Source organism: Klebsiella sp. 10982, from assembly GCF_048589245.1.
In the GTDB taxonomy this organism is placed as follows: Bacteria; Pseudomonadota; Gammaproteobacteria; order Enterobacterales; family Enterobacteriaceae; genus Klebsiella; species Klebsiella quasivariicola.
This window is the reverse complement of record NZ_JBMAXV010000006.1, coordinates 57,588-72,243: the sequence shown is the minus strand read 5'-3', so window position 1 is coordinate 72,243 and position 14,656 is coordinate 57,588. Positions and strand designations below refer to the sequence as shown.

Sequence of the window (14,656 nt, the reverse complement as noted above, 5' to 3'; positions counted from 1 at the left end):
AACCTGATAAGTTATTGGACCAATTACTCAGGTTGTATGACTACTATTAGAGGGAACCCATTGTGAAAACTTTAAACCGTCGTGATTTCCCCGGCGCGCAGTACCCTGACCGTATCATCCAGTTTGGAGAAGGTAACTTCCTGCGCGCATTCGTTGACTGGCAGATTGACCTGCTCAACGAGCATACCGACCTTAATGCGGGCATCGTGGTCGTACGGCCGATCGCCACCGATTTTCCGCCGTCGCTGAACACCCAGGACGGCCTTTACACCACCATTATTCGCGGTCTGAACGAGAAGGGCGAAGCGGTCAGCGATGCGCGCCTGATCCGTTCGGTCAACCGGGAGATCAGCGCTTACGCCGATTTCGACGCGTTCTTACAGCTGGCGCACGATCCGCAGATGCGGTTTGTCTTCTCCAACACCACCGAGGCGGGCATCAGCTATCATGCCGGGGATCGTTTTGACGACGCGCCGCCGGTCAGCTATCCGGCGAAACTGACGCGTCTGCTGTTTGAACGCTATCAGCATTTCGCTGGCGCGGCCGACAAGGGATGGGTGATTATTCCCTGCGAACTGATTGATTATAACGGCGAGGCGCTGCAGGCGCTGGTGCTACGCTATGCCGCCGAATGGGAACTGCCGCAGGCGTTTATCGCCTGGCTGACCTCAGCGAACACCTTCTGTTCGACGCTGGTGGATCGCATCGTGACCGGTTATCCGCGCGATGAAGTAGCGGCCCTTGAGGCTCAGACCGGCTATAAAGACGCCTTCCTTGATACCGCCGAGCATTTCTACCTGTTCGTAATCCAGGGGCCTGCCTCGCTGGCGACCGAGCTGCGTCTCGATAAGCTGGCGCTCAATGTGCGCATTGTGGACGATATCAAGCCGTATAAAGAGCGCAAAGTGGCTATCCTCAACGGCGCGCATACCGCGCTGGTGCCGGTGGCCTTCCAGGCCGGGATCGACACCGTCGGTGAGGCGATGAACGACGCGGAGATTTGTGCGTTTGTCGAAAAGGCCATTTATGACGAGATTATTCCGGTGCTGGATCTGCCGCGCGATGAGCTGGCATCCTTCGCCAGCGCGGTGACCGGGCGCTTCCGTAATCCCTATATTAAACATCAGTTGCTCTCTATCGCCCTTAACGGCATGACCAAGTACCGCACTCGTATTCTGCCGCAGCTGCTGGCAGGGCAGAAAGCGCAGGGGGTATTACCGCCGCGCCTGACCTTTGCCCTCGCGGCGCTGATCGCCTTCTATCGGGGAGAGCGGCAGGGTGAAAGCTATCCGGTACAGGATGATGCCGACTGGATGACCCGCTATCAAACGCTGTGGGCCCGCCATCGCGATGGCCAGATGAGTACCCGCGAGCTGGTTACCGCCGTGCTCAGCGTGGAGGCTCACTGGGAGCAGGACCTGAGCCAGATCCCCGGACTGGTGGAGCAGGTCACCACTGACCTTGACGCTATCCTGACCCGCGGTATGCGCGACGCCGTCAAGCCTTTGTGCTAATTGCGCACCACGTTCACCCGGCTACGGCCGGGTTGAATCGCCTTTTAATTAGTTACAACATACTTTTATATAGCTCTCACTAAGCCGGTTGTCGGCCCCGCTGCAAAAGGCTTTTTAGTGCCAAATCGCGCTCCCTAAACCAAGAATTGCCGCGAAGTCGCTTGAACAAATATCTGCGCAGGAAAATAATGGCCTTAACACATATTTCCTGCCAATGTTCGCAGGCTAATTCATTCATCTGTAAGGAAACTGGCATGGTCATCGATATCCGGGAAATACGGCCGCACGACAAAGCCGAATGGCTTCAGCTGTGGGAAGGCTATACCCGCTTTTACGGCAGCCCGCAGCCGGAAGAGGTGACCGAAGCCACATGGCAGCGGATGTTGGACATGAACTCCCCGCTGCTGGGCAGGGTGGCCGTGGTAGATGACGCAGTGTTGGGCTTCGCGATTTGCGTTCTGCATGAGGGAACCTGGGTCACTACACCGATCTGTTATCTTGAGGATCTGTTCGTCGACCCTGCATTCAGGGGACAAGGCATTGCCAGAACCATGATTAAGGCATTACAAAGCGAAGGGGCGGACAAAGGCTGGTCGCGTCTGTACTGGCATACCCGCCGCGATAATCCTGCTCGCCATCTGTATGATGAATTTACCCCGGCGGACGATTACGTGCGCTACAGGATCACGCTGACGTCCTGAAGCGATAAGAAGTTGTTAAGCTTTTCCCGCTATAACAGGGGGAACAGGCTCAGGAGAAATAACGATGGAAAAACGTCTGGAAACAGTGGTCAATCTGATTATGTTTCTTTCGCTATTGGCTACGGCCTGGGATCTCTCGCTGGTGCATCATCTTGCCTGGTAGCAAACATATCGCCTGAACCGCGGCGCCTCATGCGGCGCCGCCTGCCTTATTCGCCTGCCATCTTCCCTCCGCTAAAACTCCAGTCCTCCAGTTGGTTAAACTGGATAACCACCATCACGTCCTGCGGGCTGACCGCCATCTCATCGTCTAACCGCGCACAGAGCCGACGATAAAGCCCCTGTTTCTGCGCCCGGCTGCGCGGTTTACCGGCGAAAATATGAAACAGCACGCAACAAAAGCTATCAGAGGTATTTTTACCGGACAGGGTTTGAGTGAATATAAACAAGAGAGAAAAATTTATATCACTATCAAGATCATCGTTTTATACGTATATTGAAAGGCCAGATCACCGTAAGAAATATGCGCTGGGAAAATGAATAGTCTAATAAAGGAAGAGGCTGATTATGTATTATAGGGATTTCATTATTACCTCTATCGAGGCAGAGCATATCCTGGCGCTGAAACTTGATGAAGCATTTGCTGGAGTGAAAAAGAATGTTATAGATACACTGAATCAAATGGGAAGTGGTATAACCCGTGCTTCGTATTATACTTCCTGCTTAATGGATAATTATCAGGATGTTTGTTCTAAGTTAAAGCAAGAGGACACAAGATTTATTGCAGGGCTGGCGCAATTATTTACAAACCGTGATATCATTTTTCAAATGATTAAAATATATATAGAAACCTATTTTCAAAATAAAAAAGAAGAAAAAGCTCAATATATTCTCAAGAAGCTTGTCAGCGCGGGAGTTTACATATCATCATCAGGATTAACTAATCGGATTTTAATCATGGCAGTAGCAACCATGATTTGCCAGACTTCCAGATTTAATACAGTTGTATATGGGCGTATCAACAGGGCAAGGTCATTAGTCCTTAAAGGGAGTGTAACTGCTACCGCAGTGGTATTGAACGTATATGGATTGATTCAGGATGCCGCAAATAGCGCTGACAATTTGAAAAGGCATAATTCATTTTATTACAATGCCTTATATTCCAACCATCTGGAGATGATGTACTTCCTCATCGAACCTGTCATCACAGGAGTTCCTTATTTAAATCCGATGATTATTTCCGATGATGAACTTGCTGAATTACTTATTAAATTAATGAGGTGAATGGATGGATTTCTTGAAAAGATGGTTAAAGGAAGAGTTCATTCTTTTTTTATGGGGATGGGGCATTGTATTATTAATCATTGTATTTAGCATGATTGCAGTCTCTCTTTTCCCTGACATTGCCATTAACTTAATAGGACTTTTTGTTTTATTAATCATTGGGTTTCACGTTGTTGTTTGGTTTAAAGTTAAAAACTGATATGAAAGAGGATGGGTAATGTCAAATCCAGCATATTTATGGTTAACTGATGAGAATGATTCGCCTATTATAGGTTCTTGCCTGATGCCCACGCGCACGGGTTCTATCGAATTGCGCGCAGTGAATCATCATGTTTGGTTACCTGCCGATAATAATACAGGAAAGCTGACGGGAACCCGTCTTCATACACCGATTAAAATTCAAAAAGAGTTTGACAGAACAACACCTTTGTTATTTAGGGCTCTTTGTGAAGGTCGAACATTAAAATTGGCAACACTAAAAATGTACAGAATAAATGAGGCGGGACTGGAAATTGAATATTTTAACATAGCGATGACGAATATTAAGATTACGGCAATCACACAAAATTTACATCCGGCCGGAATGACAAGTACTCACCTTGAAGACATTGATTTCCGTTATGAGACGATCACCTGGAGATACACAGAAGGAAACATCATGTATCGTGATTCATGGAACGATCGCTGTTGTGCCTGGTAGCAAATGATATAGTGCTGAACCGCGGCGCCTCATGCGGCGCCGCCTGCCTTATTCGCCCGCCATCTTCCCTCCGCTAAAACTCCAGTCCTCCCGTTGGTTAAACTGGATAACCACCATCACGTCCTGTGGGCTGACCGCCATCTCATCGTCTAACCGCGCGCAGAGCCGACGATAAAGCCGCTGTTTCTGCGCCCGGCTGCGCTGTTTTCCGGCGAAAATATGAAACAGCACGAAGCGGGCGCTGCGTCCTCCGCTGAGGTAGTGCGGGTCGTAAATGCGCTGCTCGTCGGCGGCCTGTTCGATAAACTGAAATTTATCTGCTGTCGGCACGTCAAACTCTGCCACCAGGCATTCATGGAATAACGTTGACAGCTGAGCAAACTCCGCGGGACGCCAGGCGGTGCCAAGCGAAATTCGGGTCAGGGGCATGACGCCTCCTGCGCGTTCAGGCAGGTCAGGGCGCTGGCCGCCGCCGGCCAGCCGGCATAGAACGCCAGATGGGTAAACAATTCGACAATTTCTTCCCGGCTCAGGCCATTCTGATAGCCGAGCGCGATGTGCCACGGCAGCTGTTCAGTTTTGCCCTGCGCCGTCAGGGCGGAAAGCGTGATCAGGCTGCGTTCGCGGGGCGACAGCTCGCTGCGCGCCCAGATATCGCCAAACAGCACCGTTTCGGTTAGCTCGGCTAGCTTTGGCGCGATAGCCGCCAGCGTTCGGCGGTCGACAGGAGGAGTACTCATAGTAGTGATTCTCTTTGCAGGTTGAAGGCGTAATCACTGTCGCACGCTGACTAAGATATTGAATATCGCAACGTTCAGGATTATCAATCCTGAAAATCAGGATGGTATAGCAGATCCTTTACCCCGTTCATCACTACGCTTTCCTGGCCCCTATACCAACGGTCAGGCGGCGATCCTTCGCGCCACCATAAACAACCGCGGGAACCGCAGAAGCACTTTGCCGTTACACTGTAACGGATAGTGATCGGCCAGCAATGCGAGATAGCGTGTAAGAAACGCGCTTCCGGCCTGCTCGCCCAGGCCTGCAAGATAGGGGCGTAATCCGGTGCTCTGCAGCCAGTCGACTATCGCCTGATGAGACGCGAGGGGATGAAAATAGGTAGTGCGCCAGAGATCAACCTCACAACCATGGCGGCTCAGCAGATCGTACCAGGCGGCGGGCGGGAGTAACGGCTGGCGCCCGCGGTCCGGCAACCCCATCTCGCTGGCAACCTGCCGCATCAGGGTGTGGGAGGGCTCCTGCCAGTTATCCGGCATCTGCACCGCCAGCGTCCCGTTAGCGGCCAGCTGTTTCACCAGATGCGGAAAAAGCGTCTCGTGGTCCCGGAGCCACTGCAGCGAGGCGTTGGCATAGATCACGTCAACAGGTTGCGCAGGCTGCCAGCGGGCAATATCGGCGTCGATAAATTCACAGTCGGGCAACGCCTGCGCCGCCTGGGTCAACATGGCCGGGGAGTTATCGATGCCGACGATCGTCGCCAGCGGCCAGGCGGCGCGCAGCAGCCGGGTACTGTTTCCCGGTCCGCAGCCAAGGTCGACGGCGTGCTTCACCGGCAGATGGGCAATACGGGAGAGCAGGTCGGCCGCGGGGCGGGTACGTTCAGCGTCGAATTGCAGATAGAGCGAAGGATTCCAGTCGGCCATCGGGTGCAGTCCTGTGTGAGGGAGACAGGGCAAAGCATAGATCGCCTCAGGCGACCTGTCAGCGGTTAATCATCCTCCGTGGCCACTGTTTCGTGACAGTGTCACAAAATATAACATAACCGGATAGAACCCGGGCTGTCGGCAGATCCTGTGAGTGATAAGTGGCAGGGACCGCATCTGCGCCCGCAAGGGACGCAGGGGCTTATTCGGCGTTCTTCAGCGCTTCGGCACGGCTGGCGGTGGCGTAAACAAAATCCAGCATTGGCTCGAGATCGGTGTCGTAGCCGGCCTGAATAATTTTTCCTCGCAGCCACTCAATTTCGCTGGTGATATCGGGATGAAAAATGTTGTTATCCTGCGCCCGACGCAGCCATTTCAGCAGAAAGTTATTCTTTCCTCTGATACCGCCCGATTTTTTCGACTTTCCGTGCATTTTCAGCGCGACCAGGACGCAGTAGTAGAAATGAACGCGCTGATTAAAACTTTGGTGCATGTTTGTGTTTCCCGCCAGAATCAGGAATTCACCGTGTGGGTCAGTGATTCGGATTGGACTACGGTACCGGGCTGGATCGTTGCGCGATCTCTGTTGTTCTCCGCTACCGTCCTTGCCTCTGCTGCCAGACGCTGAGGGAATGTTGGCATGGAAGCCGAATCGTCGTCAATTACCGATTCGTTTTTTGACCAGGCCCGGGAGCCTGGTCAGATTATGCCTGCGACCTCACCCGCTGTTGCCGGTGTACGCGTAAAATCAGCAGGAAAGCGAACACCACCACGATCGCCGCCAGTAAATAGAGCGTCGCAAGATCGTAAAAGCCGGCGACCCATCCGGCCAGTGGCCCGGTGAGCCCCAGCGCCAGGTCAAGGAATGCCGAGTAGGTGCCGAGGGCGGTGCCCTGGTTTTGCTCTTCCACCTGTTTGACCGCCTCCACGCCTAATGCAGGGAAGACCAGCGAGAAACCGGAACCGGTGAGAAAAGCGCCGACACCGGCCACCCAGGCTGATGGCGCCAGCCAGATCAACAGCAGGCCGAGACATTCGATCACAAAGCAGGCCAGGGAGACCGGGACGCCGCCGTAGCGGGTAATGGTATTTCCCAGCACCAGGCGAACACAGATAAAGCCGATGCTAAACAGCGAAAGGGTAAACGCGGCGCCCTGCCAGCTGTGCGCCGCAAAATAAAGGGTGATAAAGGTGGCGATCACGCCGAAACCCACGGTGCCAAAGGCCAGACCCAGGCCATAAGGCCAGATTTTTCGCACCACCGCGTGAAAGGGCGCTCTGACGCCGGCGGTCACCCTGACGTCCTGGCGGGTACGGGCGAACAGCAGGCCGATGGCCGCGACCAGCACCACCAGCGAAGCAAAGCCGCTGATGCCGAAATACTGGTTAAGGGTGACCCCCAGCGGCGCCCCGACCGCCATGGCGACATAGGTCGCCACGCCGTTCCAGGAGATCACCCGCGACGTGTGGATCGCGCCGACGGTTTTGATCCCCCACAGGGTGGCGCCGGTGGCGGTAAAGCTCTCGCCGACGCCGAGAAACACCCGGCCCGCCAGCAGCGCGGTGATGGCGAGCATCGGCGTTGCCTGCAGGACGACGGCCAGCAGCGTGAAGGCGCCACTGAGCAGACAGCAGATGATCCCGAGGCTGACCACTTTTTTCGGGCCCCAGATATCGGTATAGCGCCCGGCGTGCGGCCGACTAATCAGCGTCGAGATGTACTGCAGACTGATCACAATTCCGGCCACAAAGGTGCTGTAGCCCAGCTGATAGTGAATGTAACCCGGCAGAACGGCCAGCGGCAGGCCAATGGAGAGATAGCAGATACACGTAAAAACAACGATCGAAATAATGCGCAAATTGAGTTGCGTAGTGCTGACGGAAGTGCTCATAGGGATAAGATGTTAATACAAAGAGGTAGTTAGCATAGCGCGCCGGGAGGACGCTGGCGAGTCGCGACCGCGTTTTATCGGTAACCGACGGGAACGATGTCTGTCCGAATGTAAATAATTGCTTTTACCGCGGCTGACGCCCGCCCCGATCAACGTCAGCTCGCCGCCAGGCCCGACGAATCGTGCGTGATGCCCCAGGCGCGGTTTTGCAATACGGTGCGATAGCCATCGCGGTCGACGAAAGTGACGCCATTGACCTCCCAGTAAGGGTTAAACGCCGTAACGCGCAGAAACCCGGCGGCGTCCATGGCGGCGCACTGTGCTTCCCATGCCGCCTGCTGCGGGTAATACAGCACCAGTAAATCTTCATCTCCTGGCGAGGGAGTGACGGGGTGGTGGCGACAGTGGGTGAATTCCAGATGCCACTCCGCGTCGGGCGCGCCGAGCATTATCCCGCTGAATCCTTCGTGATCGGTAAAACTGCCGAGCTGCTGAAGCCCCAGCCCGGCGCAATACATGCTGGCGGCGGCGTCCAGTTCACTGACCGGTCTGGCAATACGCATATGGCTGAACGACATAATGACTCCCGTAAGGCGTAGGCCGGGTCAGGCGTAGCCGCCACCCGGCAAAAAAGCGGCATCATAGCCGTGACCTGGCGCCCGGCGGCGCTGCGCTTGCGCGGGCCTACGGACCGCAGGATCCCATTAGCCTGAAAACGCAGCCCTGTAGGCCGGGTCAGGCGCAGCCGCCACCCGGCAAAAAAGTGGCATCATAGCCGCGACCTGGCCCCTGGCGGCGCTGCGCTTGCGCTGGCCTGCGGACCACAGGATCCCATTAGCCTGAAAGCGCAGCCCTGTAGGCCGGGTCAGGCGCAGCCGCCACCCGGCAAAAAAGCGGCATCATAGCCGTGACCTGGCGACAAGCGATTTTGTCGCCAGCGTTGATACTGTAGCGGTAAAACGCCGCTGCGTTTATCGGGAAGAGCTCTGGTGCGCCTCCTGCCAGTGCATCGCGGTTTCCTTTTTCAGCTTAGTCGTTCGCCACACTTTGCAACAGCTTGCGCCATTCGCTCAGGGCGGGAGCGCTGTCCCCGTTGCGCCAGATAAGCTGGGTGGTCGCCGCGCACAGCGGTTCGCTAAGGCAGTTTTCGGGAAGCGTCATCTGCGCCAGCACGCTCTGCGGCAGCAGGCAGGCGTAGCGCCCGGAGGCCGCGCAGGCGAGCATGCTGTGGTAGGAGTTGACCTCATGCACCTCGGCAGTTATTTGCTGCGCTGCCAGCCAGCGTTCGCCCAGCGCCCGATAACTGCACCCGCTGGCAAATGCCGCGAACCGCAGCGGGCCCGGATTCCGCGGACGGACCAGCATCAGGGTTTCATGAAACACCGGGGTGAATGCCAGCTCGGCAGGACAGGCCGGTTGACCATCGGCCCCCGGCGGCAGGCAGACCAGCGCGGCATCAAGAGCGGCGTTGACCACTCCCTCGGTTAACTGGCGGGTTGGCTGGGTGGAGAGCACGATCTCTACCTGCGGGCACCGCTGTTGAAAGCAGGTCAGCAGCGGCGGCAGCCGGCTGGCGGCGGTCGCCTCCATCGCGCCCAGCCGCAGGGTACCGCTGGGGGTCACCGGATTCAGGGCCTGCTTTGCTTCCTCCGCAAGACTCAGGATCCGCCGGGCATAGCTGAGAAACTGCGCGCCTGCCGGGGATGGCACCATCTTCTTATTGCTGCGGACGAAGAGCGCCACGCCAAGCTCCTCTTCCAGTTGCTGAATACGGGTCGTGATATTGGACTGCACGCGGCCGAGCCGTTTCGCCGCCTGGGTGACACTTTGCGTCTCTGCCACCTGGATAAAGATCTGCAGTGTGCTGTGGTTCATATTTTTATTCTCAATATAAAAATGATATTGATCTTATCATCTTTAAAAGAGATGGTAAGCCTCCGGCATCGCTAATGCATGAGGAAACCATGAGCAACCCGCTGCTTTCGCTTCTTGATATTGATTATCCCCTGATTCAGGCCCCGATGGCGGGCGTCTCCACCCCCGCGCTGGCCGCCGCGGTAAGTAATGCCGGCGCGCTGGGCTCGCTGGGGCTGGGCGCGTCAACCGTTGCCCAGGCGGAAACGATGATAGCGGCTACCCGCCAGCTGACGGACCGTCCGTTCAATGTCAATCTGTTCTGTCATGCGCCGCCCCGGCGCGACGCCCGGCGGGAAGCCGACTGGGCAACAACATTACGCTCCCATTTTGCCCGCTATGGCAGTACGCCCCCGGATTCGTTAAAAGAAATCTATCAGACATTCATCGGTCATACGCCGATGCTGGAGCTGCTTCTCGACCTGTCGCCGGCGGTGGTGAGCTTTCATTTTGGCCTGCCTGCGCGCGAGACGATCCAGCGCCTGCAACAGCAGGGGATCGTCACCCTGGCAACAGCAACCTCGCTGCAGGAGGCGCTGGTCATCGAGCGCGAGGGAATTGACGTGGTGGTCGCTCAGGGCTATGAGGCGGGCGGGCACCGGGGGATCTTTGCTCCGCAGGAGCCTGATGCCCAACTGAGCACCTTCACCCTGGTGCAACTTCTGCGGCGTCGGCTAACCATCCCGGTGGTAGCCGCCGGGGGCATCATGGACGGGGCGGGGATCACCAGCGTAATGCAGTTGGGGGCGCAGGGCGTTCAGCTCGGTACGGCGTTTTTACTGTGTCCGGAATCGGCCGCCGACGCCGGTTATCGCGCGGCGATCAACAACAGCATTGACGGACGTACGGTGCTGACCTCCGCGATATCCGGGCGTCCGGCACGCTGTCTGGCGAATGCCTTCTGTGCGCTGGGGGAAGCCTGTCCGGCGAGCGCCGTGCCGGACTATCCGCTGGCGTACGATATCGGCAAAGCGCTGGCCGCCGCCGCGAAAGCCCAGGGCGTCCATGAGTATGGCGCCCACTGGGCCGGGCAGGGGGTGGGATTGATCCGCGAGTGTGACGCCGCCAGTCTGGTGCGCCAGCTGGCGGCAGAGTGCGGCTGGAACTAATGTCTGACGGTTAGCGACGGTGGGCGAGGCTGCGCACCAGCCGATCGCCGGCCATTTGCACGCCCTGGACCATCGCCACCAGGATCAGCACCGTGCCAAACATGACTTCATTATTAAACCGCTGATAGCCGTAGCGGATGGCGAGGTCGCCGAGTCCGCCACCGCCGATCACGCCGGCCATGGAGGAGAAACCAATCAGCATCACGATGGTCAGCGTGATCCCGGCCAGCAGCGTTGGCAGGGCTTCCGGCAGCAGAGATTTAAAAATCACGTGCCAGACGTTGCCACCCATCGACAGAATGGCTTCGATTCTCCCGTAGTCCACCTCGTCGAGCGCGTTTTCCGTCAGGCGGGCAAAGAACGGAAAGGCGCCGATGGTCACCGGCACGATGGCGGCGGTGCTGCCCAGCGTGGTGCCGACGATCAGGCGGGTAAAGGGGATCAGGGCGATCAGCAGCACGATAAACGGCAGCGACCTGCCGATGTTGATCACCGCGCCTAACAGCGCGTTCAGTTTCGGCATCGGGGCCAGCCCGTTGGCGCGGGAAATAAATAACAGTACGCCGGTGGGCAGCCCGATCAGTACGGTAAACAGGGCCGCGAGGCCCACCATATAAAGCGTATCCAGCGTGCCGTCGAGTAATAACGGCCACAAATCTTCCCAGCTCATGCTACTCCGCATAATGGCCTCCCCTGAACGCCGTGACGGGTAAGAAAATCCTGTTCAGCCTGCGGGTCGTGCAGCAGCGACTGGCGCAGCCGCGACCATGGGGTCACCAGCAGGTCGGCGAGTTTACCGCTCTCGACAATCTCGCCCTGTTCCAGCAGCGCCGCGTGGTCACAAATGGTTTTCACCACCTCAAGCTGGTGCGTAATCAGCACAATGGTCAGATTAAGGCGCTGGTTAATATCCGCCAGCAGGGCCAGCACCGAGGCGGTGGTCTCGGGATCCAGCGCACTGGTCGCCTCATCGCAGAGCAGCACTTCCGGCCGGGCGGCCAGCGCCCGGGCGATACCGACGCGCTGCTTTTGCCCGCCGGAAAGTTGCGACGGGAAAGCGGCGGCCTTTTCGCTGAGATCCACCAGCTCCAGCAGTTCGCGCACCCGGGCCTCGCGAGCGGCCTTCGGCACCCCGGCAATCTCCAGCGGCACCGCGATGTTGTCGGCGACGGTACGGGCATGCAGCAGATTGAAGTGCTGGAAAATCATCCCGGTGCGCAGGCGATAATCCCGCAGCGCCGCCTTGTTCAACTGGGTAATATCCTGTCCGTTCACCAGAATGCGGCCCGAGGTGGGCCGCTCCAGTAAATTGAGACAGCGGATGAGCGTACTTTTGCCGGCGCCACTGCGCCCGAGAATGCCGTATATCGCTCCTTTTGGGATCTGCAACGCGATATCGTTCAGCGCCGGTCGGCCGGTTCCGGCGTAGGTTTTGCTCAGCCCTTCGATGGTGATCATGACTGAGGGGCCACCGGGATCACCGAGCCGTTGTAGGTTTTGCGGATAAACTCCGCCACCTGCGGCGACGTCAGATCTTTCGCCAGCGCCTTAATGCGCGGGTCATTCGCCAGGGCTGGGGTGGTCACCAGAATATTGGCGTACGGGTTATGCTCGGCGCTTTCCAGCCCCAGGGCATCTTTCGCTGGCACCAGGCCGGCTTCCAGCGCATAGTTACCGTTAATCACCGCCAGGTCGACATCGTCGAGGGAACGCGGGATCTGCGGTGATTCAATCTCCAGAATCTTCAGGTGTTTCGGGTTCTCGACAATATCCTTCGGCGTCGCCAGGGTGGTGGCCGGGTCGGTAAATTTGGGATCCAGCTTGATAAGCTTCTGCGCCTGCAGCAGGAACAGCGCCCGGCTCAGGTTGGTGGTGTTATTCGGCACCGCCACGGTGGCGTTTTCCGGCAGTGATGAGAAATCTTTATGCTTGTGCGAGTAGATCCCCAGCGGCTCAATATGCACGGTGGCCGCGACGGCAAAGGTTTTACCCAGCGCTTTCTCCTGATCCTTCAGATAGGGGACATGCTGGAAGTAGTTGGCATCCACATCGCCACTGGCCAAGAGTTCATTGGCGTTGACCCCGCTGGTCAGCTCCACCACCTTCAGATCGAGGCTGGGATCGATTTTTTTGATGTAGTTGAGGATCTCCGCATGGGGAACCGGGTCCGCGGCGACGCGCAGCGCGGCGGCCTGGGCAGACGTCCATGCCAGAGAAAGAGACAGTGCGACCCCTGCCAGTTTAAAAGCGGCATATTTCATGGTGTGTTCCTTTTTAGTTATGGTTAAACGATCAATTGCTCGGCGCGTTCGCGAAACACGTCCTGATAGTAGCGTTCCGCCACGTCCGGATGGGAGCGCAGACGGCCCTTGAGATAATTCCAGCCGACATCGCGCAGCAGCGGATTGTGCGGATCGCTGTCCGGACCCAGCGCTTCACGCGCCAGTTCGGGCGGCAGGGTGTAAACCGGCACCACCGCGTCAAGCTGGGCGCCGAGGAAGAAGGCGATAGAGAGGCGCTGTTGCTGCGCCGGCGGCGACACGACCCGATGGACGGTGGCGCGCAGATAGCCGTTGGTCGCCAGCTCCAGCAGTTCGCCAATATTGACCACAAAGCTGCCGGCCAGCGGCACGGCGTCGATCCACTGTCCAGGCGCGACCTCTACCTGCAGCCCTTTCTGCTCGTCCTGCAGCAGGAAGCTGAGAAAACCCGAATCTTTATGGGCGCCGACGCCCTGGCTGCTTTGCGTCTCCTGCTGGCCGGGATAGCGGATCAGTTTGATATGCTCGTTGGGTTTGTCGCCATAGAGCTGGTCGAAAGCATTCTCCGGGAGCTGCAGCGCTTCGGCAAAGGCGCGCAGCAGGCGGATGCCCACCTGGGTCATTTGCTGTTGCCAGTGAAGTAATACCGGTTTAAGCGACGGCAGGGCGGCAGGCCACAGATTCGGACCCTGCAGGCGCTGCCAGCGCGGGGCGTCGTCGCTGAGGGTCAGCGCCGGACGTTCGGCGCCGATATCAAACTGTTCCCGCCAGTCAGGCTGGCCGCGCGTCAGCTCAGAGGCCGCGCGGTTATAGCCGCGAAAATGGGGGGAGTGGATCATCGCCACCTGCTGTTTTTGCGCCTCATCGAGGGCAAAAAAGCGTTGGGACTGGCGCTGAACTTCATATTGAAGCGCGTCGTCGACACCGTGATTGATCAGATAGAAGAAGCCGATGTCGCGGGCGGCGTGACGCAGGTCGGCCAGGAAGGCCGCTTTATCCGCGGGGTCCGCGTAGCGGGCCAGGTCGAGAATCGGCAGGGTGGTCGCGTTCATTGTGTTCTCCGAAAACGGGGTAATAAGTTATGGGTTGATTCAGGTTCAGGGTTCGGGCACAACAGCAGCGCATGGTGATTTCCTCTGTCCGGGGCTGAACACAGCTTGCCTCAAGGCCAAATAAGCAACCAATAACGTTATTTTCTAATTTATGACCGCGCGGGGTTCAGTGCTTTTGCGTTAAATAGATATAGGCGCGAAGCGCGTAATGAAGCCGGTTGCGCCGGTCGGTCAGAGCCAGTAAGGTAGGCGCACTTTTTTAATGCGCAACGGACGTATCCTTAATGCACAGCTCAAAAGATCCCCTGCACGGCGTGACGCTGGAAGCGCTGCTCAATGCCCTGGTGGCGCGCTATGGCTGGGCGGAAATGGCCCGCCAGGTCAACATTAACTGCTTTAAAAGCGATCCCAGCATTAAGTCCAGCCTGAAATTTCTCCGCCGAACACCGTGGGCGCGTAAAGAGGTGGAGGCGATGTATCTCGCCTCGCTTGATGATGATGCGCCGGTCGAAAAAGCGGATCCCTGGGCAAACTGGCAGAAAAAATAACCCTTACCACAGGACAC

General features: G+C 57.2%; 18 protein-coding genes and 1 pseudogene. 7 read left to right on the top strand and 12 right to left on the bottom strand.

The window, feature by feature from the left end; genetic code table 11:
- Positions 1 to 62 precede the first annotated feature (62 nt).
- Together ACKLKD_RS07265 and ACKLKD_RS07260 are read left to right on the top strand one after the other, a co-directional pair.
- Positions 63 to 1,514: a tagaturonate reductase gene (locus tag ACKLKD_RS07265; protein ID WP_025713180.1), complete on the top strand. Its 1,452-nt coding sequence runs from the start codon at positions 63 to 65 to the stop codon at positions 1,512 to 1,514.
- Positions 1,515 to 1,768: 254 nt separating this feature from the next.
- On the top strand, positions 1,769 to 2,215 hold the full coding sequence (locus ACKLKD_RS07260) for a GNAT family N-acetyltransferase (protein WP_025713179.1): 447 nt from the start codon (positions 1,769 to 1,771) through the stop codon (positions 2,213 to 2,215).
- Positions 2,216 to 2,424: 209 nt separating this feature from the next.
- Here the strand turns inward: ACKLKD_RS07260 and ACKLKD_RS07255 are convergent.
- A pseudogene (locus ACKLKD_RS07255) lies at positions 2,425 to 2,607 on the bottom strand (tautomerase family protein); the annotation flags it as partial.
- Between the two features lie 175 nt (positions 2,608 to 2,782).
- Here ACKLKD_RS07255 and ACKLKD_RS07250 point away from each other — a divergent pair.
- The 3 genes from ACKLKD_RS07250 to ACKLKD_RS07240 are packed head-to-tail and all read left to right on the top strand — an operon-like array spanning position 2,783 to position 4,199.
- Positions 2,783 to 3,499 (top strand): hypothetical protein, encoded by a 717-nt coding sequence (locus ACKLKD_RS07250; RefSeq protein ID WP_025713177.1) that lies wholly within the window; start codon positions 2,783 to 2,785, stop codon positions 3,497 to 3,499.
- Positions 3,500 to 3,503: 4 nt separating this feature from the next.
- Positions 3,504 to 3,698, top strand: coding sequence for a hypothetical protein (locus ACKLKD_RS07245; protein ID WP_023328596.1), 195 nt, complete (start codon positions 3,504 to 3,506; stop codon positions 3,696 to 3,698).
- 18 nt (positions 3,699 to 3,716) lie between these two features.
- Entirely contained in the window at positions 3,717 to 4,199 is a 483-nt protein-coding gene (locus tag ACKLKD_RS07240) for an Hcp family type VI secretion system effector (RefSeq protein ID WP_042929505.1), read from the top strand.
- A gap of 48 nt (positions 4,200 to 4,247) precedes the next feature.
- Here ACKLKD_RS07240 and ACKLKD_RS07235 read toward each other — a convergent pair whose 3' ends face one another.
- The 7 genes from ACKLKD_RS07235 to ACKLKD_RS07205 all read right to left on the bottom strand — a co-directional run bounded on the left by ACKLKD_RS07235 (position 4,248) and on the right by ACKLKD_RS07205 (position 9,630).
- Entirely contained in the window at positions 4,248 to 4,628 is a 381-nt protein-coding gene (locus ACKLKD_RS07235) for a tautomerase family protein (RefSeq protein ID WP_025713175.1), read from the bottom strand.
- Positions 4,619 to 4,939 (bottom strand): carboxymuconolactone decarboxylase family protein, encoded by a 321-nt coding sequence (locus ACKLKD_RS07230; protein WP_004143517.1) that lies wholly within the window; start codon positions 4,937 to 4,939, stop codon positions 4,619 to 4,621. Before ACKLKD_RS07230 ends, ACKLKD_RS07235 begins: the two co-directional genes overlap by 10 nt.
- Before the next feature lie 162 nt (positions 4,940 to 5,101).
- On the bottom strand, positions 5,102 to 5,863 hold the full coding sequence (tam, locus tag ACKLKD_RS07225; protein ID WP_025713174.1) for a trans-aconitate 2-methyltransferase: 762 nt from the start codon (positions 5,861 to 5,863) through the stop codon (positions 5,102 to 5,104).
- 202 nt (positions 5,864 to 6,065) lie between these two features.
- Complete coding sequence (locus ACKLKD_RS07220; RefSeq protein ID WP_004205945.1) at positions 6,066 to 6,356, bottom strand: hypothetical protein; 291 nt, start codon at positions 6,354 to 6,356, stop codon at positions 6,066 to 6,068.
- A 211-nt stretch (positions 6,357 to 6,567) separates the two neighbouring features.
- Positions 6,568 to 7,755 carry an MFS transporter gene (locus tag ACKLKD_RS07215; RefSeq protein ID WP_080897377.1) on the bottom strand — a complete coding sequence of 396 codons (1,188 nt, stop codon included), beginning with the start codon at positions 7,753 to 7,755 and terminating at the stop codon, positions 6,568 to 6,570.
- Positions 7,756 to 7,910: 155 nt separating this feature from the next.
- A complete protein-coding gene (locus ACKLKD_RS07210; protein WP_025713172.1) occupies positions 7,911 to 8,333 on the bottom strand; it encodes a VOC family protein in 423 nt (140 codons plus the stop codon).
- A 451-nt stretch (positions 8,334 to 8,784) separates the two neighbouring features.
- The gene (locus ACKLKD_RS07205) at positions 8,785 to 9,630 is read right to left on the bottom strand and encodes a LysR family transcriptional regulator (RefSeq protein WP_042929502.1); all 846 of its coding nucleotides are present in this window, start codon (positions 9,628 to 9,630) and stop codon (positions 8,785 to 8,787) included.
- 89 nt (positions 9,631 to 9,719) lie between these two features.
- Between ACKLKD_RS07205 and ACKLKD_RS07200 the strand changes: the two genes are divergently transcribed.
- Positions 9,720 to 10,778, top strand: coding sequence for an NAD(P)H-dependent flavin oxidoreductase (locus tag ACKLKD_RS07200; protein ID WP_042929508.1), 1,059 nt, complete (start codon positions 9,720 to 9,722; stop codon positions 10,776 to 10,778).
- A 10-nt stretch (positions 10,779 to 10,788) separates the two neighbouring features.
- Here the strand turns inward: ACKLKD_RS07200 and ACKLKD_RS07195 are convergent, their stop codons facing one another.
- From ACKLKD_RS07195 to ACKLKD_RS07180, 4 genes are read right to left on the bottom strand one after another with little or no spacing between them, the layout of a single operon-like run.
- A complete protein-coding gene (locus tag ACKLKD_RS07195; RefSeq protein WP_004217626.1) occupies positions 10,789 to 11,448 on the bottom strand; it encodes a methionine ABC transporter permease in 660 nt (219 codons plus the stop codon).
- Positions 11,445 to 12,236 carry a methionine ABC transporter ATP-binding protein gene (locus ACKLKD_RS07190; RefSeq protein ID WP_025713170.1) on the bottom strand — a complete coding sequence of 264 codons (792 nt, stop codon included), beginning with the start codon at positions 12,234 to 12,236 and terminating at the stop codon, positions 11,445 to 11,447. Before ACKLKD_RS07190 ends, ACKLKD_RS07195 begins: the two co-directional genes overlap by 4 nt.
- Positions 12,233 to 13,039, bottom strand: a complete 807-nt coding sequence (locus ACKLKD_RS07185; protein ID WP_002904638.1) for a MetQ/NlpA family ABC transporter substrate-binding protein — start codon at positions 13,037 to 13,039, stop codon at positions 12,233 to 12,235. The genes ACKLKD_RS07190 and ACKLKD_RS07185 overlap by 4 nt, the downstream gene beginning before the upstream one ends.
- Positions 13,040 to 13,062: 23 nt before the next feature.
- Complete coding sequence (locus ACKLKD_RS07180) at positions 13,063 to 14,091, bottom strand: isopenicillin N synthase family dioxygenase (protein ID WP_080924591.1); 1,029 nt, start codon at positions 14,089 to 14,091, stop codon at positions 13,063 to 13,065.
- 284 nt (positions 14,092 to 14,375) lie between these two features.
- On the opposite strand from ACKLKD_RS07180, the gene ACKLKD_RS07175 reads away from it, so the two are divergent.
- A complete protein-coding gene (locus ACKLKD_RS07175; protein ID WP_002904643.1) occupies positions 14,376 to 14,639 on the top strand; it encodes a VF530 family DNA-binding protein in 264 nt (87 codons plus the stop codon).
- The last annotated feature ends 17 nt before the right edge of the window (positions 14,640 to 14,656 follow it).

Bases quoted from the DNA above. Each gene is read 5' to 3' on its own strand.
- ACKLKD_RS07260 (WP_025713179.1), top strand. From the start codon at position 1,769: ATGGTCATCGATATCCGGGAAATACGGCCGCACGACAAAGCCGAATGG.
- ACKLKD_RS07250 (WP_025713177.1), top strand. From the start codon at position 2,783: ATGTATTATAGGGATTTCATTATTACCTCTATCGAGGCAGAGCATATC.
- ACKLKD_RS07245 (WP_023328596.1), top strand. From the start codon at position 3,504: ATGGATTTCTTGAAAAGATGGTTAAAGGAAGAGTTCATTCTTTTTTTA.
- ACKLKD_RS07240 (WP_042929505.1), top strand. From the start codon at position 3,717: ATGTCAAATCCAGCATATTTATGGTTAACTGATGAGAATGATTCGCCT.
- ACKLKD_RS07235 (WP_025713175.1), bottom strand. From the start codon at position 4,628: ATGCCCCTGACCCGAATTTCGCTTGGCACCGCCTGGCGTCCCGCGGAG.
- ACKLKD_RS07230 (WP_004143517.1), bottom strand. From the start codon at position 4,939: ATGAGTACTCCTCCTGTCGACCGCCGAACGCTGGCGGCTATCGCGCCA.
- tam (WP_025713174.1), bottom strand. From the start codon at position 5,863: ATGGCCGACTGGAATCCTTCGCTCTATCTGCAATTCGACGCTGAACGT.
- ACKLKD_RS07220 (WP_004205945.1), bottom strand. From the start codon at position 6,356: ATGCACCAAAGTTTTAATCAGCGCGTTCATTTCTACTACTGCGTCCTG.
- ACKLKD_RS07215 (WP_080897377.1), bottom strand. From the start codon at position 7,755: ATGAGCACTTCCGTCAGCACTACGCAACTCAATTTGCGCATTATTTCG.
- ACKLKD_RS07210 (WP_025713172.1), bottom strand. From the start codon at position 8,333: ATGTCGTTCAGCCATATGCGTATTGCCAGACCGGTCAGTGAACTGGAC.
- ACKLKD_RS07205 (WP_042929502.1), bottom strand. From the start codon at position 9,630: ATGAACCACAGCACACTGCAGATCTTTATCCAGGTGGCAGAGACGCAA.
- ACKLKD_RS07200 (WP_042929508.1), top strand. From the start codon at position 9,720: ATGAGCAACCCGCTGCTTTCGCTTCTTGATATTGATTATCCCCTGATT.
- ACKLKD_RS07195 (WP_004217626.1), bottom strand. From the start codon at position 11,448: ATGAGCTGGGAAGATTTGTGGCCGTTATTACTCGACGGCACGCTGGAT.
- ACKLKD_RS07190 (WP_025713170.1), bottom strand. From the start codon at position 12,236: ATGATCACCATCGAAGGGCTGAGCAAAACCTACGCCGGAACCGGCCGA.
- ACKLKD_RS07185 (WP_002904638.1), bottom strand. From the start codon at position 13,039: ATGAAATATGCCGCTTTTAAACTGGCAGGGGTCGCACTGTCTCTTTCT.
- ACKLKD_RS07180 (WP_080924591.1), bottom strand. From the start codon at position 14,091: ATGAACGCGACCACCCTGCCGATTCTCGACCTGGCCCGCTACGCGGAC.
- ACKLKD_RS07175 (WP_002904643.1), top strand. From the start codon at position 14,376: ATGCACAGCTCAAAAGATCCCCTGCACGGCGTGACGCTGGAAGCGCTG.